The following is a 23,935-nucleotide window of genomic DNA, read 5'->3' on the forward strand; positions in this document are numbered from 1 at the left end:
TCTTCCGGACGAGGGAATGACGGAGGTAGAGCCCGTCTCCTCGGGGTGTCCCGACGGCAGATGTACCGACAGCAGCGAGGGGACCGGCGGCTCCCAGCAGGGAGTGGCCGCGTGTGACCCTGGCACCACGGCGACAGCCTGGGCGACGAGCTGCCCCACGGCGGCGCCGACCTGTGTCGCGGGCACCTGGAAGGCGGGAGGCCCGGACCCGGACCATTCCCAGTTCAAGCTCATCCAGGAGTCCGCTCACTTCGCCATCTATTCGGACGAGGCCATCTCCAGCACCACGGCGCAGACCGCGCTCGATACACTCGAGAACACCGTCTGGAAGGCCTACTTCGGCTCACCCATCTTCTTCAAGGAGCCGCTCTGCAACCTGACGAACAAGACCAAGGTCAGCGTCCACGTCCATTCCAACTGGGGCCTCTCCGGCGGCGCCTGGAGCTCGACGCGGATGGGCATGTGGATTGGCCCCGGGGCGCTCAGTGACCACTGGGGGCTGGCGCACGAGTTCATGCACGCCGTGCAGAGCGTGAGCGGCGGCATGTCGTGCAACCAGTCGAACACCTGCGGGTGGATCTACGAGAGCCACGCCAACTTCATGCCGCACCAGCTCCCCGAGTACCGCGGCGAGGTGCACTGCTCGGAGATGTCCGTGAACGCGCCGCACGTCTACCTGGGCTCCACGAGAGACCGCTACTGCAACTGGCAGTTCATGGAGTTCCTGAAGGACAAGCACTGCTACAGCGCCGTCAATGACATCTGGACGAGCAGCCCGAGCAATGACCCGTTCTCGCAAATCATGAAGACGCGCGGCTGGAACGTCAGCCAGCTCAATGACTTCTTCGGCGAGTGGGCCATGCACAACGTGACCTGGGATTACAAGGACCCGCCCCCCATCAGCGGCGGCAACCAGGGGCCGACCTACCGTGCGAGGTACGGCTCCATCACGAGCAAGTCCAGGCCGGAGCGGCGCGTGCGGCTGACGCAGCTCGAGCCGCTGGACGCGAGCTACGCGACGAACCGGCGCTTCGTGACGCCGTCAGGCTGGGCGCCGCAGCGCTGGGGCTACAACATCGTGCGGCTGTATCCGGAAGCGGGCGCCACCAGCGTGACGGTGACCTTCCGAGGCGTGACGCAGACTGGCGCGGACTCCGACTGGCGTTGGGGCCTGGTCGCCACGGACAGTGCCATCACCACGCCACGGTACAGCACGCTGCAGCGCGGTGCGGATGGCGAGCTCACCTTCTGCATCAACTCCGGCGAGGCGCTGTTCCTGGTCGTCGTCGGAACGCCCTCGGTGCAGAAGCAGATTGTCTGGGACCAGCCGTACAACACCCTCCACCGCTACCCGTGGATGGTGCAGTTGGCGAATGCCTGGCCCGAGGGCTTCAAGAGCGGCAGCCAGGATGCCTGCCCCTCGGGGACGGTGCGTCACACGAATGGCGGGGGCTGCGTCACCAGCAGCGTTCCCGCCAGCGTGTACGTCGGCCCCTACGCGCAGGTGCTCGGCGGGAGCGTCACGGGCTCGGCGCGCATCGAGGACCATGCGGTGGTCCTCTCCGGCACCGTGTCCGGCGGCACCGTCACCGGGCTCTCCGTGCTCACGAATGGCTTCGGCGTGAGCGGCTCGGCCCGCGTCGCCGCCACCTTCTATCCGCTCGGCTTCTACGAGGGGCAGCAGGCGGTGTCCGGGACGGCGCAGCTCATCGGCGACGTCGAATACCGGGGTGTCGGCCTGAACAAGTCGAGCGGCACGTACTTCGGTTTCGTCGATTCGGGCACCGTGGCCGCTTCGAACACCGCGGATGTCACACTCGCGCCGCCCTACACCTGGCGGCCGTAGCGCGGCCGGGTGGCCTCGCGCCCCCGCTCCCGCCACGCAATGACGAGACGCGGAGTGGTGCGAGGCCGACCCTGGGTAGGGCATTCCCCTGACACGCCGCCATCCCCGTAAAAACAGACGGATTTCCGGCTCCATCCCTCACGGCCGGTGCGAAGCCTGAGGTTTGAATCAACCATGGGAGGGCCAGACGCGTACCGGGGAACCGGCTAGACTGGAACCACATGTCTTATCTGGTTCCCGACGAGGGCGAGCGCACGAAGCTCCTGGAGGCGCTCGGCGAGCTGGTCGCCCAGCGCGGTCATGCGACGCTGGTGCGCGCCCCCATTCTCCGTCCCCATCCATCGTATTTCCCGGAAGCCTGGTCACCGGATGCCAACGGCGTGCGTGCCTTGGCGCTCCGTTTGATGGCCTATGCCGGACTTGGAGCCTTCGACGTCCACGTCACGCTCTACGAGAACGAGGCCCATCATGAGCCCGTGCCTTCCGTAGGTGGGTTGGGTTATTCGCGACACAAGGAAGGGGCGGCGGCCTGGTTCGCGGGCTTCGACGGAGGCACGTGTCTCTTTGGCGTGGACGTGGAGGAATTGGAGGAGGTCGAGCAGCTCGTTGGAGGGCTCGCCCACGAGGTGGCACACGCCTACCGCCGCTTCCACGGGCTGGAGGTGGAGGACCCGCGGCATGAAGAGCAGTTGACGGACCTCACCACCATCTTCCTGGGGTTTGGCGTCTTCACCACGAACAACACGTTTCGCTCCCAGGCCGGCGGCGGGCTGGTCGGAAGCGCGACGGTGCACCGCTGGAGTGTCGGCGGCCAGGGATATCTCCCTCCGGAGGTGATGAGTTTCCTGCTGGCCGCGCAGGTGGTGGTCCGCGGGAGCGAGCGCGGCGATGTCCAGATGCTCAAGCGGGAGCTGCTTCCCACCCAGGCTGACGCCTTCAGTGCCTCGCTGAAGCTCCTCGAGCCGGAGCGTGAGGCGCTCCGTGAAAGACTTGGGGTGCCTCCACCCGAGCAGTGGGCGGAGCTTCCGCCTCCCGCGAGCATTCCTTCAGGGCCCATGACGCGCGAGGCGGGGAGCGCCGTGCTTGCGGAGAGGGAGGAGCCGGAGGAGGAAGCGGTGATGGAAGGGCAGGGGAGCATCGCGTTCCGGGTGCCCGAGTCGAGCGCGATGCTCTTCTGCATGCTCGGGCTGCTGGCGATGCTCCCCGCCATCCTCTTCTACCAGTCCGCCTGGGTGTTGCTGTTGCCGGTCCTCGGCGGGTGGTGGGGCGCGCGCCATCCCAGCCTCCATTGTTCTGATAGCGATTGCGGAAGCTCCGTCCGGCCCTCCGACCCGCGCTGCCCGGGATGTGGACTGTTGCTGGTGGCGACCTTGCGGGATTCGCGGGACCGATGGGATGCGGAAGCGAAGTACTGGCGCCAGCGCGGCGGCTCCTCGAAGAGGATGGCCATGGAGCAGGAGTTGGCCGAGGAGGCCGTGGCCGCCGCACCCTCTGCCCCTGTGCTTCACAAGAACGAAAGCACGTTACGCATCCTGCTCAGCATCATGCTGCGAGTCGCCCTGGTCGTTGGCGGCTTCATCGCCGTCGGCTTGGGCTACTTCTACCTGTTCGCCGACAGATAGGCTGTTCCTCTTCAGGTTTCGAAGTAGCGGCCCCGCTCCAGGTCGGCGATGAGCCCGGGCTGTCGTGGGTGCCATTCCAACCGGGCCTGCGTCCTGGTGCTCGAGGCCTGCATGTCGCGCGCGAAGAAGCGAGCGAGCCAGCCGAAATGAGCCGCTGCTTCGTCGGCGGATTTCGAGACAACCGGCACGTTCAAGCACCGGCCGATGACCTCCGCGATGTCCCGGGTCGGCACGCCCTCTTCGGCGACCCCGTGGAACGTGGCCCCGGCGGGACCGTTCTCGAGCGCCAGCCTGTAGAGCCGGGCTACATCGAGCCGGTGCACCGCCGACCACCGGCTGTGCCCGTCACCCACGTACGCGGAGACTCCCTTCTCGCGCGCGATGCGGATGAGGGCGGGGACGAAGCCGTAGTCGCCGTCGCCGTGCACCGACGGCGGGAGGCGCACCAGCGACACGCGCACACCCCGCGAGGCCAGCGCGAGCGCGGCACCCTCCGAGGCTTCCCGGTGCGCGCCTACGGAGCCGGTCGCGGGCGCATCGTCCTCGGTGCCCACCCGGCCCTGCGCGAGGAGCCCGACCGCCGACGTGACGACGAAGGGACGGCCGGAGCCCGCCAGGGCCTCGCCGATGGCTTCGATGGCAAGCCGGTCCGTCACGCCAGCGGCCGCGATGTTGGAGAAGTCATGGATGAAGGCCGTGTGGATGACGCCGTCCGATGCAGCCACTCCGTGTCTCAGGCTGTCGTGGTCCTCGAGTGTGCCCCGGTGCGGCTCGGCGCCCGCGGCGGCAAGCGACTTCGCAGCCGCTTCCGAGCGAGCCAGGCCGAGCACCCGATGGCCCGCGCTGATGAGTTCTTGAACGATGGCGGAGCCGATGAAGCCCGTCGCGCCGGTGACGAAGACACGCATGGTGGGTCCCCTGTTGGAGTTGAACCGCGAGGCTGCGGCTTTTGTCGGGGAGCCATATAGAGGCTGCGCCGAGCCTTCCGCACATGCATACTGGGAAGTCTGAGCATGAACAAAAGTAGGCCTCGGGGTTTCGACAGACATTCGCTGAGTGAGCTCGGCCTGCTGAGCGCGGTCGTCGAGGCCGGGAGCTTCGTGCGCGCGGGGGAGGCGCTCGGCCTGACGCAATCCGCGGTCAGCCGGGCTGTCGCTCGCCTGGAGAGCCGGGTCGGGGTGCGCATGTTCCATCGCACCGCGCGCTCCATCTCGCTGACCGATGAGGGCCGTCGCTTCTACGAGGCCGTCGCGCCCCACCTGGCGGCCATCGAGGACGCGACGATTGCGGCGGGGGGCTCATCGGCCCAGGTTCGCGGTCGCCTTCGAGTGAATGTCGACGAGGGCATCGCGCAGTTCGTGCTGATGCCTCGCCTTCGGCCGTTCCTCGAGCAGCACCCCGACCTCTTCGTGGAGCTCGCGGTGCGCGACCGGATGGGAGACCTGGTCGGGGAGGGCTTCGACGTCGCCGTCCGGTTTGGCCTCCCGGAGCCGTCGGCGCTGAAGGCTCGACTGCTCATGCGTGCGCGCATCATCACCTGCGCATCGCCCGAGTATGTCGCGCGTCACGGGCTGCCGCGTCATCCGCGCGAAGTCGAGAAACATCAATGAAGCCCGCTGTCTCCAGTCGCGCGTCCGCGTCCACGACGGCCTCGAAGCGGCGAACGACGTCCGTGATGCGCAAGGTGCTCGAATGGAATCGCACGCTCGGCGAGGAAGTGGTCGCTCCCTGCGTCCACTTCACCCCCACCCAGGCCCCGCCTGACGCGCCCGGTTGCCGCCTGGGTGGCATCCCCTTCGCTCCTCGAGGAGCGCAATGGCCTCGCACGCCGGTGGGACCGATGGCGTTCGTGGGGCAGCTCGACTTCGCGGAGATTGCGAGGGAGCTGGGGGATGCGCTGCCAGAGCTCCCTCGAGAGGGAATCCTGTCGCTGTTCTGCGACGAATCACCGCCCGAGGGAGTCGACCCCACGGACCGCATGCTCTGGGAGGTGCTGTGGGTCCCGACCCGGCAGGAGGCCGTTCCGCTTCTGCCGCCATCCGAAGCTGTCTTCCAGCCAGCCTCTGACCCAGAAGAGCCGGAGCGGGAGCGTCACCCGCATCGACTGGTTCCGCATCTGGCCTGCTCACTCATGCACCTCACTCGGGACATCTTCGAGCCAGACGAGAGCGGAGAGTGGGCGAAAGACCATGCCGAGGACTTCAATGCATTGTCCGATGAGATGTGCTGCGCCAGGAACGTCCATCAAGTGCGCGGACATGCGCATTGGAGGGATTACGATGCCAGAGGGGAAGCCCATCAGGTACTCGAGGGACTCAACCCCCAGGGGACTCGCTCCGGTGGCGAAGACTTCGAAGAGGAGCTGGACCGCCTGAGGCATGTCCTCGCGGGCTGGAACCTGCTCTGGCAGATCGTGGTCGAAGAAGAGGGGCGCGGTCTGCCGTGGCGGGAGGAGGGGAGCGTCTACCTGCTGATTCGGGACGAAGACCTGCTTGCGCGACGGTTCGAGCGCTCGTGGATGGTCTTCCAGTCCTCCTGACGTGCCCGGGGATTGCGGCCCGGGGCCGCCTCTTCCATCCATGGCCTCCTCGCAGGCGGCAACCGCCTCACCGCGCCGCCCCGTCGCAGCCGGGCAACGGCATGCCGGACGCCGGCTCGCAGGGGCCGGTGCCCCGTCCGCCGACGGTGCTGCCTCAGTAGGAGTCGAGCGGTTGTGGCTGCACGCAGACGGACGGTGCGCCGCTGGCCTTCCTCGGCCTGATGGCGCTCGGGGTGCTGGCTCCGCGAGCACGCCGCGTGGCGCGGCGGTAGTCCCGGGCACCGCGTGGGAGCGCGGTGCCCGTAGGAGGCCCGCGCGGTCAGCGGATGACGGTGTACCCGGCGTACTTGTGGTCCGAGGCCCCGCCCGCCTTCACCTGCGCGCTCGTGTCGGTGTCGGTGCCGCCGGAGACCCATATCTGGTCGAAGTTCGCCTCGGTCTCCCTCTTGCCGCCCACGACGCGGTGGAGCCCGGCGCCCTCGAGCGCCGCGCCCACCTCCTGCGTGGAGGAGTTGAAGTCACCCAGCACCATCACCTCTCGGGCCGGCGGCCCCTTGCTCTCGGCCTGGGCCACCTGCGCCAGGTACTGGAGCTGCTTCGCGCGCAGCTCCTTGTCCCCGTTCTTCGCCAGGTGCGTGGTGATGATGCTGCGCTCTCGGCCGTCCGGCCCCACGACGCGCGTCACGAGCGCGGACCGGGGCTCGTTGGGGCTGCCCTTGCGGATGGCCTCGTTGCGCTGCCCGAGCGAGTCGCGCTCGGCGTCCGTGAGCTTCCCGTCCGCCAGCGCGGCGAGCTCCTCGGGCGAGGACACCGGAGGCCCGTCACCGCCGGGCGTGGGCGGCAGCGCCACCGTGTACGCGTCCACGACCTTGTTGGGCGCGCCCACGTAGAGGGCGTTGCCGTAGGTGGCGTCCGCGCCCGTGTCACCCAGGCCTCCACGGTCATCGCCGGAGAACGACTCGCCCGTCACCAGCGCGCCCTGCGGCGTCTGGTACAGCGTGGTGCCGTCCGAGCCCTTGCGGATGGCCGTCTCGGGCGCATCCGCGCTCATGGACACGGTCGGCACCGACGTGCCGTTCGTGAACACGTCGAAGGACGGATTCACCCGCCGCACGACGTCCAGCGAGGTGTTGGCATTGCCGCTGCGGTCGACGTTCGTGTCCACCTCCTGGAGCGCGGCGATGGTGGCGCCTGTCTCGCGGATGAGCGCGGCCTGGCGCTCCCGGCCCTCGGAGGTGCGGTAGCCGCCGTGCTTCTGGCCGTTGGCCAGGTTGAGCGTGAGCACTCCGGTGCCGTTCCCCGGGTCGGGGAGCTCCCCGGCGGACACCGGCTCGGAGTATCCCTCACGCACGGTGGGCGACGGCGACAGCTCCGGGCGGCTGGGAGTCGGTCCGGGCGAGGGGCTCGGGGTGAAGGTGTCCACGTCCGGGGAGCGCGTCGAGGCACCCGGCCGCGCCGTGGAGGAAGGGGAAGGCCGCGACACGGGCTGCGACGCCGAGGAGCCCGAGACATAGGAGTTGTAGGGACGCGACGACACGGGGGAGAACGACATGGGGGCCTCGATGGAGGGTTGAGCAGTCTTTGAGGGAATCATCGGGGCGCGGTTGTTTTTTGTTTCGCGCGTTGGACTCATTTCTGGAAGCGACCCAATCACTCGCATGTCGCCATGGATTGAAGACATGCGACAACACACGTCCCCCTCGCGGTGGCGCGTGCGTGGCACGGGCGGCGTGGGTCCGGGACGGACCCCGAGCGAGGAGGGCGGCCGGGCGCTGCCTCCGAGATGGGAGCTTCATCCCGGGGAGCGCTCGAGCCGGCGCTCATCCCAGAAAAGATTTTCGGGGGATTTTCGGAGCGGGCGGGTGCCACCCGCGTCCGTCAACGGCGCAGCGAGGCAGTCGCTGCTGCCTTCGAGATGAGGAACCCAAGACCCGCGAAGAGCACTCCAAAGGTCAGCAACAGCCAATCTGCTGGCCCCGAATGGCCCGCCAGTTCCACACCCAGAGGCCCTTCGAGCCGCCAGAACACCGGCGTCAGTACAGCGCAAGTCACAAGGCCTGCAACAAATCCGAGAGCTGAAGACAGAATCCGGAGAATGACCTTCCTATACATGAAGAGCACATAACAGGAATTGCACGAGCGGTCACGAGACTTGCCTTGCGTCTGTTCGCCCCAGCCGTCCTGGAGGCCGCTCTCCTTGTGTGCTCCGGAGAGAGCATCTACCGTAGGTGCATGAGGACCGTCGACGACTGGAAGGCGATTCTGCGTGCGGCACTGAAAGAGGCACTGCGCACCCGAAACGCGCCTGCTTCGGCGGTGCTTCGTGAAGCGCTGGCTGCCATCGACAATGCCGAGGCTCCCGACATGAGCGTGGCTCCTGCTCCAGTCGGTGGCGTATTCGCCGGAAGTGCGGGTGGACTTGGGAGTGGTGAAGTGCCACGGCGGGTCCTGTCGCCGGATGCGGTGAATGCCATCATCCAAAGAGAAATCCAGGAACGGCGGGATGCGACGGCTCTCTACGCCGAGCTCGGCAGGCACGCGGAGGCCAACGCATTGAGGGCACAGTTGGATGTGCTCCTGGCGCTTTGAGCGTGTGGCCTCCCAGTTCTGGTAGGCTATTTCGATGTGTCTCGTCGTATACGCCGCCAGCCCCAAGCCGCTTCCGACCATCGAATGGAATGAGTCCGCCCCTGCCTTCAACGTGCAGGAGGTGGATGCTGGCGACGCCGTGCGCGCACACTTCGATTTTCCGCATGTCTATGCGCTCGGCTCGCATGAAGGGTGCGGCTGCGGGTTCGGGTACCGCGACGACTCCGCCCCTCCGGAAGAGGCAGCGCCGTACCGGAGCTCCGCGGCCGCACTTTCGAAATATCTATGCGAGGCACGGCGCCAGGGACCGCTCCAGGTCTTTGCATCCTGGAGCGGAGAAGAGGGGCGGCCACATGGCGAGCGAGCCGTCCTGACGCCAGAGCTCGCGGCGAGCACGGAGCATTGGAGTGACCTCCAGGTGCAAGCCTCCTCGAATCAGGTCTTCGCGTTCACCTTCGAGACCGGTGGGGCAGCAGAAGCCTGGTGACCACGCCCGCCAGGGGGCTTCTGGCTCAGGTGCCTACGTTTCCGGGGGCCGCCTCGTCGGACTGCCGAATCTGCTCCACGAAGCGCAGCGCGGCCGAGACCTCCACGCCGTGGAGACGAGCCATGTGCCGGGCAATCTCGTCAGCGGCATCACCCATCCGCAGCTGCATCCGCACGTTGTGCTCGAAGGGCTGCAGGACGCTCCAGGCGTCTTTGCCAGTCGCCACCGGCCGGGGGGCATGCCGTTGGCGAACCTTCCCAATCTCGATGCGGGCCTGGACGTAGGTGACGATGTTGGAGAGCAGGTAGTACCACGTCATGAAGAATGAAATGGTGCCCCACCACCCCAACGTGAGGTTGCGCAAGGTGTGGTGCCAGAAGGCAGAATTCAGGCAGCTCCGGCACAGCTCCCCGGACGTCGTGTAGGAGCGGCGCATGAAAAGCATGCCCACGTTGTGGTGAAGCTCGACGTACGTCGACGGCTCAGGACGAGAACAGGTGTCGCACCGCATGGGTGCGCACCATAGCGAGTTCGCGGGACGCGTTCGAGCCCCCGGCTTTATCATTGGAGTTCCCTCAAACCCAGGAGTCATCCATGAGTGCGCTGTGGATTCGAGGCATGGGGCTGATGGCGGTGCTGGCGCTGGCCGGATGCGGTGGAACCCTCGAGGAGCCCGCGCAGGAGGCCGCGCCAGGGTCGCAGGAGCAGGAGCTCCGGCGCTGTGACCCGAACGGCCAATGTGGTGTCAACGAGGTCTGCAGGAGCGGCACCTGCTACCCGTGCAACCTCTTCCCCCAGTACTGCCAACCGCCGGAAGCCTGACGCGGTACCTGATGCACCGGGCCTCCCTCGCCGCCGAGCGCGGGAGGCTCGGGCTCCGTCCGCCAGCCGGGGCCGCGCGGCGGGAGACGTCAGCGCGGCGGAATGCCGACGCCATGCGCGTGGTCCACCGGCAGCCCCAGGCGCGTGTATGAGAACACCAGCGACGTCTCGATGCGGCTCACCTCCGGCCGGCTCGTGAAGGACAGGATGGTCAGCCGCCGCAGGTGCTCGGTGTCCCGGCACACCACGTGGACGAGGAAGTCCGTGGTGCCGCCGAGGCAGTAGACGGCCACCGTCTCCGGCAGCGAGCGCAGGTGGTCTCCGATGTTGCCGAAGGCCTCGCCGACGTGGAGGCGGAGCTGGACGGCGATGAGCGCCTGCAGGCCGAGCCCCAGCGCGTTGGCGTCCAGGTCCGCCTGATACGCCTTGATGACGCCGTCCGCCTCCAGCTTCCGCACCCGCGTGAGGCACGACGAGGGGGCGAGCCCCACCTGCGCGGCCAGTTCCTTGTTGGACAGCCGAGCATTGTTCTGGAGGGCGGTCAGAATCGCGCGATCGATTCGGTCGAGCTGGGGCATCGAGGTCTCCCGGACGAATTCCATTCGATGGAGGGACGGCAATCCGCACTCATATTCTGTCTTCATGCCCAGAAACAGAATCGGTGTGTTCGTCTTCCTCCTGGCGGGCCTGGCATCCGCCGCCCCGGCCACTCCCGCCAACCCGTTGCTGGAGCCCTGGACGGGCCGTCATGGCGGAGTGCCGCCCTTCGACCGGGTGAAGGTCGAGCAGTTCGAGCCGGCGTTCGAGGTCGCGATGGAGGAGAACCGGCGCGAGCTCGCCGCCATCCTCCGCACGAAGGAGGCCCCCACCTTCGAGAACACCATCGCCGCATTGGAGGACGCGGGCCGGACGTTCAACCGCGTCTACGAGGTCTACAGCGCCTGGTCCAAGGTGATGAACACGCCCGACTTCCAGCAGGTCGAGCGCGCCATGGCGCCAAGACTGGCGGCCTTCTGGGACGAGCAGTCCCAGGACCTCGCCCTCTTCCAACGCGTCCAGGCCATCCATGACTCGCCCGAGATGGCGCGGCTGACGCCCGAGCAGCGGCGCCTCGTCCAGTATTACTACCGGGACTTCGTCCGCTCCGGCGCAAAGCTCGACGCCCCGGGCCGCAAGCGCGTCGCCGAGCTCAACCAGCGACTCGCCGTCCTCTACACATCCTTCCGTCAGAACGTGCTCGCCGACGAGACGGACGCGGTAATCATCGACACCGAGACGGACCTCGCGGGACTGCCGGAGGCCCTGCGCAAGGCAGGGGCAACCGAAGCCGAGGCACGCGGCCTGAAGGGCCGATGGGTGGTGTCCAATACCCGCTCGGCCGTGGCGGACTTCCTCACGTACCTGGACAACAGGGCGCTGCGGGAGAAGGTGTGGCGCAACTACGACAGCCGGGGTGACCACGGCGACGCGCACGACAACAACGCCATCATCAGCGAAATCCTCACCCTGCGCGCCGAGCAGGCCCGGCTGCTGGGCTTCCCCACGTACGCGCACCGGCAGCTCGAGGGGACCATGGTGGCCACGCCCGAGCGCGCCCTGAAGCTGCTGATGGACACCTGGGCCCCGTCCGTCGCCCAGGTGCGCGCGGACGTCACCGCGATGCGGGCGCTGGCCCGGCGCTCCGGACTGACGGAGGACCTCGCCCCGTGGGACTACCGCTACTTCGCGGAGAAGGTGCGCAAGGCGAAGTACGACTTCGACGACACCGAGGTGAAGCCCTACCTCCAGCTCGAGAAGCTGAGGGAGGGCATGTTCTGGGTGGCCGGCGAGCTGTTCGGCTACACCTTCGCCCCTGCGGTCGGCGTACCCGTCTACCACCCCGACGTGCGCGTCTTCGAGGTGAAGGACCGCGCCAGCGGGCGTCACGTGGGGCTCTTGTACTTCGACCCCTATGCGCGCCAGGGCAAGTACAACGGCGGCCAGACGGACCCGTACCGCGTCCAGGAGCGGTTCCGGGGAGAAGTCACCCCCATCGTGTCGAACAACATGCCCTTCGTGAGGCCAGGGCCCGGCGAGGTCGCCCTGGTCGGCTGGCGCGACGCGCAGACGCTCTTCCACGAGTTCGGCCACGCGTTGCACGTGCTGAGCTCCAACGTGTCCCATCCCTCGCTGAGCGGCGGCCGCGTGGTGCGCGACTACGCGGAGTTTCCGGGCAAGCTGCTGGAGCGCTGGGTGGCGACGCCCGAGGTGCTGGGGCGCTTCGCGGTGCACCACAAGACGGGCAAGCCGATGCCGCCGGCCCTGCTGGCGAAAATCCAGAAGGCCGCGACGTTCAACCAGGGCTTCTACCTGGTGGACTACCTCACCTCCGCGCTGGTGGAGATGAAGCTGCACCTGGCGAAGGAACAGCCCCTGGACCCGGACGCGTTCGAGCGCGACACGCTCCAGCAGCTCGGGGCCCCGGCGGAGGTCGGCATGCGCTTCCGGATGCCGCACTTCCCCCATGTCTTCGAGAGCGACGCGTACGCCGCCGGCTACTACACGTACCTCTGGGCGGACGTGCTGGCCGCCGACGCGTTCGAGTCCTTCAGACAGGCGCGGCGGCTGCACGACCCCAAGCTGGCGGCGCGGCTACGGCAGCACGTGTTCTCCGTGGGCAACACCGTGGACCCGTTCGAGGGCTACCGCGCGTTCCGCGGCCGGGACGCGACCAGCGACGCCCTGCTGCGCGAGCGCGGCATCCGCTGACACGCCCGGGTTGATGGGGCATGACGCCCGAACAAGCTCGACACGTCACCGCAGATACGCGGTGGCCTGGAAGGCCGCGACCTGTCGCTCCTCGGAGTCGAGCACGCGCACTTCGTACGTGGCCAGCTTCCGCCCGCGAGATATTTCGCGGGCTCGAGCCTCCAGGGGACCGTCGTTCGCGGCGGTCAGGTACGTGATGTTGGCCTGGATAGCGAGCTGGGAGCGCACGGACGTGGACGTGCTCATCCTTCCGTCGAGGGCGATTCCCTTCCTGGAGCCCGAAGGGCATCCGCCGGGATTGGCGGACTGGATGACCCGGCAACATGCCAGGGGATGTTCGGTGCTCGCGATGACCACGGGGAGCTGGCTGCTCGCGGAGACAGGCCTGCTCGACGGCCACACGGCTACAACCCACTGGGCCAGCCTGGACCGGTGCCGGCACCAGTATCCGCGTGTCGACTGGACGAGCGACCTGCGCCTCGCGGTCACGGGGCGAATCGTGACCGCACGCGACATGGGCGCGTCCGCGGTGGCGCTCTGCCACGTGGTCGGCCGCGCGCTGACCGCCGCCATCGCCGAGCGCACGTACCAGTACTCACTCATCTACGAGCCCGGTTCCGAAGCGTTGCCCCTCCTGCACACCATTCCCCTCCGTGACCACCGGGACGCCCAGGTTCTGGAGGTGCAGGAGTGGCTCGAATCACGTTACGGCCAGCCCATCTCCGCGACGGAAATCGCCCGAATGGTGCACATGAGCCCTCGCAACCTGCGTCGACGCTTCCTCGAAGCGACCGGGCACACCCTGGTGGCGTACCTCACTGAAGTTCGCCTGGCGCGGGCGCGAGCGCTGCTGCGCTCCAGCGACGAAGCCGTCTCACAGATTGCGCACCGCGTGGGATACGAGGATGCATCCACGTTCACCGCGCTCTTCAAGCAGCACCACAGAAAGACGCCGACCGCCTATCGCAGGGAGTCCACGGGCGCCGCGGACTGACTGTCACGCGACCGGGAGCGTCGTGGTGCGACTGAGGTTGCCCGGTTCAGGTTCTCGACTTCCAAGCGCTCGGCCGGCGGCGCACGTGCAAGCAGGCAATCACATCGATACGTTGCTCACCCCACACGTAGAAGACCGCGTACGGGAAGCGGCGTAGCAGTGCACGTCTGACTCGAGGGTGAACGTGAGGATGACTTTCCGGGCTGCGCTGGATGCTCGAGAGGCACGCTTCAACAGCTCGAAGGAACTCCGCGCCCAGGCCCTTGTCTCTCGCCTCGTACCAACGAGCCGCTTGTGCCACGTCGGCCTGCGCGGGTTTGCGAATCCGCAGCGTGGGAATCACAGCGACTCAAGAATGCGTGCCTTGACCTCGTCCCAGGACTCGCCCCCCTCTGGGCTCGCGTCCAGTTCGGCCAGCCGCCTTTCGAGCTCGGCGCGCTGCTCTGGCGAGGTCTCCACCTGCTCGGGGTGGGCTGCCACGCTGTCCCACAGGTCCTCGACCAGCTGGATGCGCTCAGCCACGCTCAGGTGCAACAGCTCGGAGACGGTCACGCTCGCCATGCCGGCAATATAGCCATCCCCGAAGTGCCACGCGCCGCCAGGCAGCGCTGAGTCACCACGGAGCTTGCTCCTCGCGTGACTTGGAGTGCGCGACGACGGCTCGCGCCCCCCTTTCTCCGCGACAATGGGGCGGGTGGGTGGACATCCCACGGGCGGCCATGGACATGTAGGAGAGTAGGGGGCCGAGCTGACCGGCACGACTACGGAGGAGAAACCGCACGCCCCCGTGACTTGCCGCTCCGCCCCGGCTTTGCGCGCCCATCGTTCGAGCCAACGGCCGGTCCGCCGACGTACGCCGCGAGGTGCTCGCCGGTCAGTGTTGACCGCGCCGCGACCAGGTCGGCCGGGGTGCCCTCGAACACGATTCGCCCGCCGTCATGTCCCGCGCCCGGGCCGAGGTCGATGAGCCAGTCGGCGTGAGCCATGACCGCCTGGTGGTGCTCGATGACGATGACCGACTTGCCGGAGTCGACCAGCCGGTCCAGCAGCCCGAGCATCTGCTCGACGTCAGCCAGGTGCAGTCCGGTGGTCGGCTCGTCGAGCACGTAGACGCCGCCGTCAGTGTCCATGTGCGTCGCGAGCTTGAGCCGCTGCCGCTCACCGCCCGACAGCGTGGTGAGCGGTTGGCCGAGCCGCAGGTAGCCGAGCCCCACGTCGGCCATGCGCTGCAGGATTTCGTGCGCGGCCGGCGTGCGCGCCTTGCCAGCGCCGAAGAAGCCGACCGCGTCTTCGACCGACAGGTCGAGCACCTCGGCGATGTTGAGCCCGCCGAACCGGTAGCCCAGCACCGATGCCTGGAACCGCCGGCCCTCGCACTCCTCGCAGACCGTGGCGACGCCGGCCATCATCGCCAGGTCGGTGTAGATGACCCCGGCGCCGTTGCAGGTCGGACAGGCGCCCTCGGAGTTGGCGCTGAACAGGGCGGGCTTCACGCCATTGGCCTTCGCGAACGCCTTGCGGATGGGCTCCAGCAGGTCGGTGTACGTCGCCGGGTTGCTCCGCCGCGAGCCACGAATCGGGGTCTGGTCGACCGACACCACCCCGTCCCGGCCACTCACCGAGCCGTGAATCAGTGAGCTCTTGCCCGACCCGGCCACGCCAGTCACCACCACCAGCACACCGAGCGGGATGTCGACGTTGACGTCCTTCAGGTTGTGAGCGCGGGCGCCGCGCACCTTCATCACACCCGACGGCTTCCGCACCGACGGCTTCAGGGGGGCCCGGTCATTCAGGTGACGCCCGGTGAGCGTGCCGCTGGCCCGAAGCCCGTCGACGGTGCCCTCGAAGACCACCTTGCCGCCGGCAGTGCCGGCGCCGGGGCCGAGGTCGACGACGTGGTCGGCGATCGCGGCCACCTCCGGCTTGTGCTCGACCACGAGGACGGTGTTGCCCTTGTCGCGCAGCCGCAGCAGCAGGTCGTTCATCCGCTGGATGTCATGGGGGTGCAGACCGACTGTCGGCTCGTCGAAGACGTAGGTCACGTCGGTGAGCGAGGACCCGAGGTGGCGAATCATCTTGGTGCGCTGCGCCTCTCCGCCCGACAGCGTGCCGGACGGCCGGTCGAGACTGAGGTAGCCCAGACCAATCTCCACGAACGAATCGAGCGTCTGCCGCAGTGTCGCCAGCAACGGTGCGACGGACGGCTCGTCCAGACCGCGCACCCACTTCGCCAGGTCGCTGATCTGCATCGCGCAGGCGTCGGCGATGTTGATGCCCTTGATCTTCGAGGACCGGGCGGCCTCGCTGAGCCGGGTGCCGTTGCAGTCGGGGCAGGTGGTGAAGGTGACCGCGCGCTCCACGAACGCCCGGATGTGCGGCTGCATCGCGTCCACGTCCTTGGACAGGAACGACTTCTGGATGCGTGGGATGAGGCCCTCGTAGGTGAGGTTCATGTTCTGGAACTTCACCTTGGTCGGTTCCTTGTGGAGGAAGTCGTGGCGCTCCTTCTTGGTGTAGTCACGAATCGGCTTGTCCGGGTCGAGGAAGCCCGAGGCCGCGAAGATGCGCACCTGCCAGCCGTCGGCCGTGTAGCCGGGGATGGTGAGCGCACCCTCGTTGAGCGACTTGCTGTCGTCGTACAGCTGGGACAGGTCGATGTCGCTCACCGAGCCCATGCCCTCGCACCGCGGGCACATGCCGCCGTTGACGGTGAAGGTGCGCTTCTCGGTCTTGCCTTCGCCCTTCTCGGTCGAAATCTGCCCGACCCCGCGGACCGACGGGACGTTGAAGGAGAAGGCGTTGGACGAGCCGATGTGCGGCTTGCCGAGGCGGCTGAACAGCACCCGCAGCATCGCGTTGGCGTCGGTCACCGTGCCGACCGTCGAGCGGGAGTTGGCGCCCATCCGCTCCTGGTCGACGATGATTGCGGTCGTCAGCCCGTCCAGGACGTCGACCTCGGGCCGGGCCAGCGTCGGCATGAAGCCCTGCACGAACGCGCTGTAGGTCTCGTTGATCATCCGCTGCGACTCCGCGGCGATGGTGCCGAACACCAGCGACGACTTGCCCGAGCCCGAGACGCCGGTGAACACCGTCAGCCGCCGCTTGGGGATGTCGACGCTCACGTCCTTCAGGTTGTTCTCCCGGGCACCCCGGACGCGAATCAGGTCGTGGCTGTCAGCGGGATGCTGGCGGGAGGAGGGCTTGGGCTCGGTCATGGCGTGGGGCACCAACGGCAGAGGGGGCTATTGAACGGGTTGGGTGGGAGGGGAGACCAGGAAGTCAGGGTACGTCGCGCTCGGAAGGGCAGGAAGAACAATATGTGACTTGACGAGCATATGACTGAATGCGTATATACCTGGACATGGAATCATCGTTCGCGATCATCGCGGAGCCGAACCGCCGGGCCATCCTCAGCCTGCTGGCGTCGTCGGAGCAGTCCGTCGGCGAAATCGAGCGCCAGCTGCGGATGCCTCAAACCTCGGTGTCCAAGCACCTCCGGGTGCTGCGCGAGGCAGGCTTCGTGGAGTCACGCGTCGAAGCCCAGCGGCGCGTCTATCGGATTCGGCCCGAGCCGCTCATGGAGGTCGACGCCTGGCTCGCTCCCTTCCGGCGCTTCTGGTCGGCCCATGTCGATGCACTCGAACGCCATCTCGACCGCATGGCGCAGACACAAGGAAAGGAAAGAACCGATGAGGAATCGTGAGATGCGTGAGAGGTATGTGCCCGGCCCCGCGGCCGGAGCCGAGGTCCAGAAGGCCGGCGAGCAGTGGACGCTCGTCCTCGTTCGAGATCTCCGTCATCCCCCGGCGCTGGTGTGGCAGGCGCTGACCGACCCCGCGCAGCTGTCGGAATGGGCGCCGTTCGACGCCAATCGGAGTCTGGCCGCCGTGGGGCCGGCGAAGCTCTCGACGGTGGGGACGCCGACGCCGCAGGTCTCCGAGACCACCGTGAAGCGGGCCGAGGAGCCGAAGCTGCTCGAGTACAGCTGGGGGGGCGGTGACATCCGGTGGGAGCTGGAGCCGCGCGAGAGCGGCACGCGCCTCACGCTCTGGCACAACATCAATCGCGGCTTCATCTCGTGGGGCGCCGCGGGCTGGCACATCTGCTTCGACGTCCTCGAGCGGTTCCTCGCGGGCGAGGCGATTGGCCGCATCGCTGGCGGCGAGGCGATGAAGTTCGACGGCTGGACGCGATTGACCGCCGAGTACGCAAAGCAGTTCGGCGTCGCGGCCCCCGGTATGGCGTCCAACACCCCGAAGCGTTGAAGGAAGAAGGAACACCATGGAATCGACCCTGCAGAAGCCGGCCTTCGTCGCCGCCAAGACCAGCCCCAAAGCCACGACCATCGCCTATTGGAGCGTCACCGCGCTCTTCTGCCTGCAGATGGGCTTCACCGCCTACGCGCAACTGCGCCTGCCGCAGGTGGCGGCGGCGTTCACCCACCTCGGCTTCCCCGACTACTTCCGGGTGGAGCTCTCGTGGGCCAAGTTCCTCGGCATCGCGCTGATGCTTGCGCCGGTGCCGGCGCGGCTCAAGGAGTGGGCCTATGCCGGCTTCGCCATCACCCTCGTCTCGGCATTCATCGCCCACGTCGCGGTGGGAGATGGTCCGGAGGCGTGGGGCTGGGCGGTGGTCACCGGCGTGCTCTGGGGGCTCTCGTATTTCTTCTGGCGCCGCCTGCAGGCCACACCGGCGAGCGCCTGACCGCGCACCGCCGGCTGTTGAAGTCGTAGTGTTGTTCACCCAGGCCACCCACTGCGCTCACGCTGAGCGCAGCTCGAGGCTGGCGCGAAAGTTGGAGCCGTACATGAAGAAGGCCGTCCCGGTTGAATCCGCGTCTGCATTCATCGACGAGAAGATCAAGGGACTTGGGGACTGGCGCGGGGTGACGCTCGCGAAGGTGCGCAAGCTCATCCACGAGGCAGACCCTGAAATCGTCGAAGAGTTGAAGTGGATGGGGACTCCCGTCTGGTCTCACGACGGCATCGTCTGCACGGGCGAGACGTACAAGAGCGTCGTCAAACTGACCTTCATCAAGGGTGCTGCGTTGAAGGACCCTGCAGGCCTCTTCAACTCCAGCCTCGAGGGGAATGTCAGGCGCGCCATCGACATCCACGAAGGCGACAAGCTCGATGCGGTGGCCTTCAAGAATCTCATCCGCGCCGCGGTGGTGCTCAATCTCGAGGGCAAGAGCAAGCCAAAGCCCCGGCGAGCGAGCAGCAAGCGGGCCGGATAGCTTCATCGCGGGTCCGGCCATGCCTCCTCGCATCGAGGATGTGAGGTGCAGGGCCGGAGCGTGGAGCCAGGTTGCGGGCTGACGGGGGCCAGCTACGGCCCCCGTGGCAGCCGGCTCACTCCAGGGCCGAGGGCGGAATGGGCGAGCCCGGCTTGAGCGCGTCGAGCCCGTGCTTCTCGGCGATGTCCCGCGCGATGATGTGGTAGCGCAGGACGATGCCCTCGACCTCGCGGGGGCTGAGGTGCGGCGAGAGCTGCTGCCGAAGCTGGTTCGGCGTCACCTCGCGGAAGTGCTCGATGAAGTTCTTGCTGTAGGCCTCGGGCAGGCCGCCCTGCGTCGGGCGCGACGTCGCGCGGAACGGAAGCGCGAGCAGGAGCGGATCCTCGGTGTGGTCGATGCCCATGAGCTTCCCCGGCTGTCCCGGCGTGGGCTCCTTCACGAAGAGGTCCTGGAGGTGGCGGTCCGCGACGCCGAAGAGGTAGTCGAACGAGCGCTGCTCGCTCAGGCTCCGGGCGAAGCGCGGGTCGGTGAGGATGTCCGGCCCCTGGCGCAGGTGCGACGGCTGGAACCCCGGGGGAACCGCGTCGATGACGGCGCCGACCTCATCCCCGACGCGAGCAATCCGTGCGTTGGGGACGGCCTCCAATCCGAAGAGCTTGTTGAGCTCGCTGGCGGCCACCTCCTGCCTCGGGGCCACGCCATTCTTCGGCTTGAAGAAGGGCTTGAAATAGTATTGCTGGCCTGAGGCGTCCTCCAGGCGCTCGACATGGCTGGCATTGCCTTTCGAGACCACGCTGGGCTTGCCGCGCGGCTCGAGCGTCGGATGCGGCGCCGCGCGAATGGAGCGCTCGTAGTCCTGCAGGAACTGCTGGTGCGAGAGGTCGCCGTTGCGGAGCACATCGTCCATGTCGGCCAGCTCCCTCGCCGTCAGGCGCTGGGGACCCACGTGGGCCTGCAGGTAGTCTGCGATTCCCTCGCGGACCGCGGGCGAGTCATCGACGGAGGGCTTTCCGAAGATTTGATAGCCGTGGCTGTACTTGTCCTTGTACGCCTCCACGACGGCTTCCGCCGCCTGGGGATTCCGAGCGGCGGGCAGTCGCGCCGTGGCCGGAGCCTGCGAGGGGATGTGGATGTCTGGCCGGGTGGCCGGAGCCTGCCGTGGAGAGACCTGAAGGTCGGGCCTCGTGGCGGGAGCCTGCCGCGGGGAGACCTGGATGTCTGGCCTCGTGGCCGGAGCCTGCCGTGGAGAGACCTGGAGGTCGGGCCTCGTGGCGGGAGCCTGCGCCGGGGCTTGGGTTGGCTGGACCTCTGGAGCCTGCTCGGGCTGCTGCCGCTTCGGAGCGGGCGAGCGCTGGCGTTGCATGCGGAAGCCCGGGAGCCCCTCGCTGTTGAGGTTGCGCTGGATGTCCGGGTTGGGAATCCGCCGGAGGGAGCCCTCGGGCGTCATGACACGAATGGTGCGGGGAGGGTCCTCCGTCCGAGGCACCCGCGTCGACGGGGAGGGCGCCGCGTCGCGCGGGACTTCCGTGGGTGCTCCGCGGGGTCGCCGGGGCAGGGGCAGGTGCTCCGCGAGCCGAGTGGTCTTGGAGAACACGGAGGCTCCCTTGATGGCGGTGGTGGAGCCACCCGTGCCCACCGAGGTCACCGCCTCGAACCCCACGCGTCCCGTGAGGCGTCCCCAATCCCGCGCCTTCCACTTCTCCGCGAAGGAGGGGAGCGCCACCTGCTTGATGTTCTTCAGGGCGCGGAACGCCGAGCCCGCGCTCGGGTCGCGGGCGAAGGCCCGGGTGTCTCGCACGGCCTTGTTGACGTCCCGCGCGTGGTCATTGGCCTCCTTGGCCAGGGCATTCTTCGCTCCGTCGATGTACTTCCGGGGGTTCTTCGCGAAGCCATCCGCCGCGGTGATGGCGATTCCCGCGACGGGGTTGGTCACCTTGGTGAAGTTCTTCGAGACCTCGGCCGCGTTCTGGAGGCTCGGGTCCTTGGCCAGCTTCACCGTGCTGGTCACCAGGTTCTTGGAGTTGTTGAAGCCCATCCTGCCGAGGTCCACCACGCCCTTGACGGTGCTGATGGCTCCCTGGCCAAACCCTTCCACGACGCCGCGCTGGAAGTTGGCGGCGGTGCGCAACGGCTTGGGAAGGTGGCTGATGGCCTTGTCTGCCTTCGCGTCGAAGCGGTCCTTGGCCCGCCCCGCGGCGGCCTGGAGCTGTTTGCCCTTGTCCTGGGTCTCCTTCACGACGTGCCGGGTGGTGCGGACGACGGGCGCTGCCACGTGCTTCAACCGCTTGATGGGATTCCAGCCCATGGGGGGACTCCTGTGCATGGTAGGAGATGGGCCTTCCTTGTGGGAAGGTGCTGACCTTCACGCACATTGTCGCCATGACTCAAAAAGGGTTGCTTGGAATCCGGGAGGCGCTCTCTTTCCAGCTTCGCTGGAGTTCAGCAGGGAGGGTGGACGGCAGGGGCAAACGACGTCCGCGCAGGCGTGCAATCCCAGCCGAGCGCCTGGCGGCGCCAGTCCTGCTTCAGGGCTGCACGAACACGGGCGTCACCCAATAGTTGGTGGCGTGGTCGACCTGTGACGGGAAGCAGCCGTTGCTGCAATAGGTGAAGACGCCGTTGCCGCCGGCCGTGGAGCTGGACGGCGCGTGCAGAGGGCTGCTGTCCACGCCGGAGCTCGCGAAGCAGTCCTCGTCGCCGGACACCTGCCCCGTGCGCGAGAAGTACGACGCGACATACACCGTGTTCGCGGCGACCGACACCGGCGTCGAGAGTTTGATTTCCGTCCAGCCCGGCGTGTCCGGCCCATCCGTCCCCCGTCCGGAGCCCAGCAACACTCCCGTCGACGACCACAGATGCACCGTGTAGCCGCCCGAGCTGATGGCGTTCCGATAGAAGCGAATCGCGGTCACCGCGCCTGCCACGTCGGACTTGAACTTGACCCCCACCTCGATGGGCTGCGTGTCGCGAGCGCTGTACGCGCCCGCCTGTGCCGACGCGGGCCACAGGCTCTTGCCGGGAGTCGCCGGTGGCGCACCGGAGTTGGACACGAACACAGTCGTTCGCGCCGAGGTGTTCGTGAGGCCGGCGGCATCGATGCCAATCAACTGGAGGTCATGCCGACCATTCGGAACGGAGGCTGAGCTCCACGACAGCGTGAAGGGGGCCGTCGTGCTGCTCGCGACGAAGCTGTTGTCGACGTACAGCTCGACCGCCTTCATGCCACCCAGGTCGTAGGTGTACACACTCACAGGGACGGTGCCCGTCACCGTCGCTCCGCCGGAGGGGGAGGCAATCGACACCTGCGGAATCGACTCGTCCAGGTAAGGCTGGACGAAGAGCGGAATCGAGGTCCGTCCCGCCGGGGTGATGTTGAAGGCCTGGAGGTTGTCGCTCTGCTTGCGGACACGATTGTCAGGGAGGGCGCTCGCATCGAATGCGACGTCGTTCGTCGTGTTGATGGTGCAGAGCTCGAGGTCCAGCCAGGTGCCCCGCTCTCCCGGGCCGAAGTGCAGGGCATTCGTGGCGTTTCGGAAGGTCGAGTTGCGGATGATGGTGGAGTCGCCGGTGCCGTCCGCGTTGTGGTCGTCCGAGAGAATCAGGTCCGGTGACTGTCCGCCTCCGTCGAAGATGAAGTTGTCGAAGCGGAGGCGCAGATGGCCGAACTCGTCCACCCCGGGCGACACGGCCTTCATGTGCAGCGCGGCCTCGCCGTTGCCGTAGAGCGTGGAGCTCTCATAGTGATAGGCGTTGGAGTAGGCGCCGTGGTCGATACCCGCCTCTCCATTGTGGTAGCCGACGTAGTTGGCGACCACATGAGGCTGGTGGTCGTTCTGCCAGGCGAAGATGCCGTCGACCTTGTTGTTGTGCGCGATGTTTCCCCTGGAGAAGTTCCAGACTCCGTCGCCGTTGATTCCATCTCCCTCGGGCCAGCTGAATCCCGAGGAGTCGATGTTGCCCTGAACGCCCACCGCCACCGAGTCGCGGATGACGTTGCGCAGGCCCTGATTCACCATGAAGCCCGTCAGGTTGTAGCCGCGATATTCGGGGTCGACGCGCACGAGCGCCGCCACACAACGGTCGTAGACGATGTCGTGGCTCTCGTCCCCCGGGTCCCACCAGTAGGCCTCATCGAAGGTGTTGAAGCTGATGGAGTCCTGAATCAAGGTGCCGTGGCTCATGTGCGAGGCGAAAGCATGCGCTCCGGCATCCCGGACCACCGTCCCGCGCACGACGGAACCTCGGGTGCCTTCCATCGAGTGATGGAAGTGGAGTGCGTAACGGCCAAGGATGGACTCCGTCGCGTTATCGCTCACACGCCGCGGCCCCATGTATCGGATGGCGACATAGTTCAGGGTCTGCGGCTTGTCGGAGCGAATCCAGATGTGCGCCCGATGGTTCGTGTTCGGGTTCGCGCTCCCATCGCCGGTGCCTTCAATCCGGACGTTCCGCGTCAGGTTCAGGACCTCGGCCTTCCATTGGTTGTTCACCATGGGATGTGCACGGCTCGTCGCGCGACTCAGCTGGACGGTGGCTTGCGTGACATTCACGACCGTGCCGAGGTCGAAGCCGCTCCAGCTCATGTCTCCCACCGAGGGTGCTTCGGTGGGGACGATGCTGATTTCATCTCCCGCGCTCCAGCCCACGGGCTGCGCTTCCAGGGTGATGGAGCTCGTCGCGGCGCCAATCCCTCCGGCGAGTCGCGTCCAGGCGGTCTTGGGCGTGCCCTGGAGGTCGAGCTGACCGTCCCTCACCCACAAGCCGACGTCCGTAGGCACCACCTCCATTCCTCCTCCGACGAAGGCGGCTTCGTTCACGTTCACGAACGCAATGCGGTGAACGACGGAGAGCGAAGAGGGTTTCATCGACAGGGTCCCCCGGACGATGACGCTGCCCGTCGAACGGAGCGCCGCGGAGACGCCGGGGTCGAAGGTCAATGCCGCGCCGGTTTCAATCGTCACGCCCGCGAAGGTGGGCGAATCGACCTGAAACACCACGGCATGGCCGGTGGAAATCGTGACGGTGTCGCCCGTGCCGGGCACGCGCCCTGCG

At 67.4% G+C, this 23,935-nt stretch carries 23 protein-coding genes; 13 read left to right on the forward strand and 10 right to left on the reverse strand.

Annotated features, from left to right (window positions below; translation table 11 throughout):
• The first annotated feature begins 16 nt into the window (after nucleotides 1-16).
• The gene (locus ACVTJA_RS12350; RefSeq protein ID WP_465836566.1) at nucleotides 17-1,846 is read left to right on the forward strand and encodes a DUF6055 domain-containing protein; all 1,830 of its coding nucleotides are present in this window, start codon (nucleotides 17-19) and stop codon (nucleotides 1,844-1,846) included.
• Nucleotides 1,847-2,067: 221 nt separating this feature from the next.
• Complete coding sequence (locus ACVTJA_RS12355) at nucleotides 2,068-3,468, forward strand: hypothetical protein (protein WP_465836567.1); 1,401 nt, start codon at nucleotides 2,068-2,070, stop codon at nucleotides 3,466-3,468.
• An 11-nt stretch (nucleotides 3,469-3,479) separates the two neighbouring features.
• Here the strand turns inward: ACVTJA_RS12355 and ACVTJA_RS12360 are convergent, their stop codons facing one another.
• Nucleotides 3,480-4,376 carry an SDR family oxidoreductase gene (locus tag ACVTJA_RS12360; protein WP_465836568.1) on the reverse strand — a complete coding sequence of 299 codons (897 nt, stop codon included), beginning with the start codon at nucleotides 4,374-4,376 and terminating at the stop codon, nucleotides 3,480-3,482.
• A 192-nt stretch (nucleotides 4,377-4,568) separates the two neighbouring features.
• Between ACVTJA_RS12360 and ACVTJA_RS12365 the strand changes: the two genes are divergently transcribed.
• The 3 genes from ACVTJA_RS12365 (at nucleotide 4,569) to ACVTJA_RS12375 (ending at nucleotide 6,279) form a co-directional block, all read left to right on the forward strand.
• A complete protein-coding gene (locus tag ACVTJA_RS12365) occupies nucleotides 4,569-5,078 on the forward strand; it encodes a LysR family transcriptional regulator (protein WP_465836569.1) in 510 nt (169 codons plus the stop codon).
• A 65-nt stretch (nucleotides 5,079-5,143) separates the two neighbouring features.
• Complete coding sequence (locus ACVTJA_RS12370; RefSeq protein WP_465836570.1) at nucleotides 5,144-6,007, forward strand: DUF1963 domain-containing protein; 864 nt, start codon at nucleotides 5,144-5,146, stop codon at nucleotides 6,005-6,007.
• 203 nt (nucleotides 6,008-6,210) lie between these two features.
• Entirely contained in the window at nucleotides 6,211-6,279 is a 69-nt protein-coding gene (locus ACVTJA_RS12375) for a hypothetical protein (protein WP_465840367.1), read from the forward strand.
• A gap of 47 nt (nucleotides 6,280-6,326) precedes the next feature.
• Here the strand turns inward: ACVTJA_RS12375 and ACVTJA_RS12380 are convergent, their stop codons facing one another.
• On the reverse strand, nucleotides 6,327-7,559 hold the full coding sequence (locus ACVTJA_RS12380) for an endonuclease/exonuclease/phosphatase family protein (RefSeq protein ID WP_465836571.1): 1,233 nt from the start codon (nucleotides 7,557-7,559) through the stop codon (nucleotides 6,327-6,329).
• A 680-nt stretch (nucleotides 7,560-8,239) separates the two neighbouring features.
• Between ACVTJA_RS12380 and ACVTJA_RS12385 the strand changes: the two genes are divergently transcribed.
• Complete coding sequence (locus tag ACVTJA_RS12385; protein ID WP_465836572.1) at nucleotides 8,240-8,596, forward strand: GatB/YqeY domain-containing protein; 357 nt, start codon at nucleotides 8,240-8,242, stop codon at nucleotides 8,594-8,596.
• Nucleotides 8,597-9,108: 512 nt separating this feature from the next.
• On the opposite strand, the gene ACVTJA_RS12390 is transcribed toward ACVTJA_RS12385, so the two are convergent.
• A complete protein-coding gene (locus ACVTJA_RS12390; protein ID WP_465836573.1) occupies nucleotides 9,109-9,519 on the reverse strand; it encodes a hypothetical protein in 411 nt (136 codons plus the stop codon).
• A gap of 158 nt (nucleotides 9,520-9,677) precedes the next feature.
• On the opposite strand from ACVTJA_RS12390, the gene ACVTJA_RS12395 reads away from it, so the two are divergent.
• Complete coding sequence (locus ACVTJA_RS12395) at nucleotides 9,678-9,905, forward strand: hypothetical protein (RefSeq protein ID WP_465836574.1); 228 nt, start codon at nucleotides 9,678-9,680, stop codon at nucleotides 9,903-9,905.
• Nucleotides 9,906-9,994: 89 nt separating this feature from the next.
• Here the strand turns inward: ACVTJA_RS12395 and ACVTJA_RS12400 are convergent, their stop codons facing one another.
• Nucleotides 9,995-10,483 carry an Lrp/AsnC family transcriptional regulator gene (locus ACVTJA_RS12400; RefSeq protein WP_465836575.1) on the reverse strand — a complete coding sequence of 163 codons (489 nt, stop codon included), beginning with the start codon at nucleotides 10,481-10,483 and terminating at the stop codon, nucleotides 9,995-9,997.
• 64 nt (nucleotides 10,484-10,547) lie between these two features.
• On the opposite strand from ACVTJA_RS12400, the gene ACVTJA_RS12405 reads away from it, so the two are divergent.
• Entirely contained in the window at nucleotides 10,548-12,653 is a 2,106-nt protein-coding gene (locus ACVTJA_RS12405) for a M3 family metallopeptidase (RefSeq protein WP_465836576.1), read from the forward strand.
• A 45-nt stretch (nucleotides 12,654-12,698) separates the two neighbouring features.
• Here the strand turns inward: ACVTJA_RS12405 and ACVTJA_RS12410 are convergent, their stop codons facing one another.
• Complete coding sequence (locus ACVTJA_RS12410) at nucleotides 12,699-12,899, reverse strand: PaaI family thioesterase (protein WP_465836577.1); 201 nt, start codon at nucleotides 12,897-12,899, stop codon at nucleotides 12,699-12,701.
• Here ACVTJA_RS12410 and ACVTJA_RS12415 point away from each other — a divergent pair.
• Nucleotides 12,886-13,647, forward strand: coding sequence for a GlxA family transcriptional regulator (locus tag ACVTJA_RS12415; protein WP_465836578.1), 762 nt, complete (start codon nucleotides 12,886-12,888; stop codon nucleotides 13,645-13,647). The two genes, ACVTJA_RS12410 and ACVTJA_RS12415, sit on opposite strands and share 14 nt — an antisense overlap.
• A gap of 46 nt (nucleotides 13,648-13,693) precedes the next feature.
• Here ACVTJA_RS12415 and ACVTJA_RS12420 read toward each other — a convergent pair whose 3' ends face one another.
• From ACVTJA_RS12420 to ACVTJA_RS12430, 3 genes are all read right to left on the reverse strand, one after another.
• Nucleotides 13,694-13,990: a type II toxin-antitoxin system RelE/ParE family toxin gene (locus tag ACVTJA_RS12420; protein ID WP_465836579.1), complete on the reverse strand. Its 297-nt coding sequence runs from the start codon at nucleotides 13,988-13,990 to the stop codon at nucleotides 13,694-13,696.
• On the reverse strand, nucleotides 13,987-14,208 hold the full coding sequence (locus ACVTJA_RS12425; protein WP_465836580.1) for an addiction module protein: 222 nt from the start codon (nucleotides 14,206-14,208) through the stop codon (nucleotides 13,987-13,989). Before ACVTJA_RS12425 ends, ACVTJA_RS12420 begins: the two co-directional genes overlap by 4 nt.
• A 200-nt stretch (nucleotides 14,209-14,408) precedes the next feature.
• Nucleotides 14,409-16,862 carry an ATP-binding cassette domain-containing protein gene (locus ACVTJA_RS12430; protein WP_465836581.1) on the reverse strand — a complete coding sequence of 818 codons (2,454 nt, stop codon included), beginning with the start codon at nucleotides 16,860-16,862 and terminating at the stop codon, nucleotides 14,409-14,411.
• Nucleotides 16,863-17,008: 146 nt separating this feature from the next.
• Here ACVTJA_RS12430 and ACVTJA_RS12435 point away from each other — a divergent pair, with 146 nt between their 5' ends.
• The 4 genes from ACVTJA_RS12435 (at nucleotide 17,009) to ACVTJA_RS12450 (ending at nucleotide 18,883) form a co-directional block, all read left to right on the forward strand.
• Nucleotides 17,009-17,350: an ArsR/SmtB family transcription factor gene (locus tag ACVTJA_RS12435; RefSeq protein WP_465840368.1), complete on the forward strand. Its 342-nt coding sequence runs from the start codon at nucleotides 17,009-17,011 to the stop codon at nucleotides 17,348-17,350.
• A gap of 1 nt (nucleotide 17,351) precedes the next feature.
• Nucleotides 17,352-17,912, forward strand: coding sequence for an SRPBCC family protein (locus ACVTJA_RS12440; RefSeq protein WP_465836582.1), 561 nt, complete (start codon nucleotides 17,352-17,354; stop codon nucleotides 17,910-17,912).
• 16 nt (nucleotides 17,913-17,928) lie between these two features.
• Complete coding sequence (locus ACVTJA_RS12445; RefSeq protein ID WP_465836583.1) at nucleotides 17,929-18,351, forward strand: DoxX family protein; 423 nt, start codon at nucleotides 17,929-17,931, stop codon at nucleotides 18,349-18,351.
• Between the two features lie 103 nt (nucleotides 18,352-18,454).
• The gene (locus ACVTJA_RS12450) at nucleotides 18,455-18,883 is read left to right on the forward strand and encodes a DUF1801 domain-containing protein (protein ID WP_465836584.1); all 429 of its coding nucleotides are present in this window, start codon (nucleotides 18,455-18,457) and stop codon (nucleotides 18,881-18,883) included.
• 115 nt (nucleotides 18,884-18,998) lie between these two features.
• Here ACVTJA_RS12450 and ACVTJA_RS12455 read toward each other — a convergent pair whose 3' ends face one another.
• Nucleotides 18,999-21,188 carry a hypothetical protein gene (locus ACVTJA_RS12455; RefSeq protein ID WP_465836585.1) on the reverse strand — a complete coding sequence of 730 codons (2,190 nt, stop codon included), beginning with the start codon at nucleotides 21,186-21,188 and terminating at the stop codon, nucleotides 18,999-19,001.
• 220 nt (nucleotides 21,189-21,408) lie between these two features.
• Complete coding sequence (locus tag ACVTJA_RS12460) at nucleotides 21,409-23,925, reverse strand: DUF4082 domain-containing protein (RefSeq protein WP_465836586.1); 2,517 nt, start codon at nucleotides 23,923-23,925, stop codon at nucleotides 21,409-21,411.
• Between the last annotated feature and the right edge of the window lie 10 nt (nucleotides 23,926-23,935).

The sequence above is a fragment of the Pyxidicoccus sp. M6 genome, assembly GCF_055568925.1.

Bases quoted from the DNA above. Each gene is read 5' to 3' on its own strand.
- ACVTJA_RS12350 (WP_465836566.1), top strand. From the start codon at position 17: ATGACGGAGGTAGAGCCCGTCTCCTCGGGGTGTCCCGACGGCAGATGT.
- ACVTJA_RS12355 (WP_465836567.1), top strand. From the start codon at position 2,068: ATGTCTTATCTGGTTCCCGACGAGGGCGAGCGCACGAAGCTCCTGGAG.
- ACVTJA_RS12360 (WP_465836568.1), bottom strand. From the start codon at position 4,376: ATGCGTGTCTTCGTCACCGGCGCGACGGGCTTCATCGGCTCCGCCATC.
- ACVTJA_RS12370 (WP_465836570.1), top strand. From the start codon at position 5,144: ATGCGCAAGGTGCTCGAATGGAATCGCACGCTCGGCGAGGAAGTGGTC.
- ACVTJA_RS12380 (WP_465836571.1), bottom strand. From the start codon at position 7,559: ATGTCGTTCTCCCCCGTGTCGTCGCGTCCCTACAACTCCTATGTCTCG.
- ACVTJA_RS12385 (WP_465836572.1), top strand. From the start codon at position 8,240: ATGAGGACCGTCGACGACTGGAAGGCGATTCTGCGTGCGGCACTGAAA.
- ACVTJA_RS12390 (WP_465836573.1), bottom strand. From the start codon at position 9,519: ATGCGCCGCTCCTACACGACGTCCGGGGAGCTGTGCCGGAGCTGCCTG.
- ACVTJA_RS12395 (WP_465836574.1), top strand. From the start codon at position 9,678: ATGAGTGCGCTGTGGATTCGAGGCATGGGGCTGATGGCGGTGCTGGCG.
- ACVTJA_RS12400 (WP_465836575.1), bottom strand. From the start codon at position 10,483: ATGCCCCAGCTCGACCGAATCGATCGCGCGATTCTGACCGCCCTCCAG.
- ACVTJA_RS12405 (WP_465836576.1), top strand. From the start codon at position 10,548: ATGCCCAGAAACAGAATCGGTGTGTTCGTCTTCCTCCTGGCGGGCCTG.
- ACVTJA_RS12410 (WP_465836577.1), bottom strand. From the start codon at position 12,899: ATGAGCACGTCCACGTCCGTGCGCTCCCAGCTCGCTATCCAGGCCAAC.
- ACVTJA_RS12425 (WP_465836580.1), bottom strand. From the start codon at position 14,208: ATGGCGAGCGTGACCGTCTCCGAGCTGTTGCACCTGAGCGTGGCTGAG.
- ACVTJA_RS12430 (WP_465836581.1), bottom strand. From the start codon at position 16,862: ATGACCGAGCCCAAGCCCTCCTCCCGCCAGCATCCCGCTGACAGCCAC.
- ACVTJA_RS12435 (WP_465840368.1), top strand. From the start codon at position 17,009: ATGGAATCATCGTTCGCGATCATCGCGGAGCCGAACCGCCGGGCCATC.
- ACVTJA_RS12440 (WP_465836582.1), top strand. From the start codon at position 17,352: ATGCGTGAGAGGTATGTGCCCGGCCCCGCGGCCGGAGCCGAGGTCCAG.
- ACVTJA_RS12445 (WP_465836583.1), top strand. From the start codon at position 17,929: ATGGAATCGACCCTGCAGAAGCCGGCCTTCGTCGCCGCCAAGACCAGC.
- ACVTJA_RS12450 (WP_465836584.1), top strand. From the start codon at position 18,455: ATGAAGAAGGCCGTCCCGGTTGAATCCGCGTCTGCATTCATCGACGAG.
- ACVTJA_RS12455 (WP_465836585.1), bottom strand. From the start codon at position 21,188: ATGGGCTGGAATCCCATCAAGCGGTTGAAGCACGTGGCAGCGCCCGTC.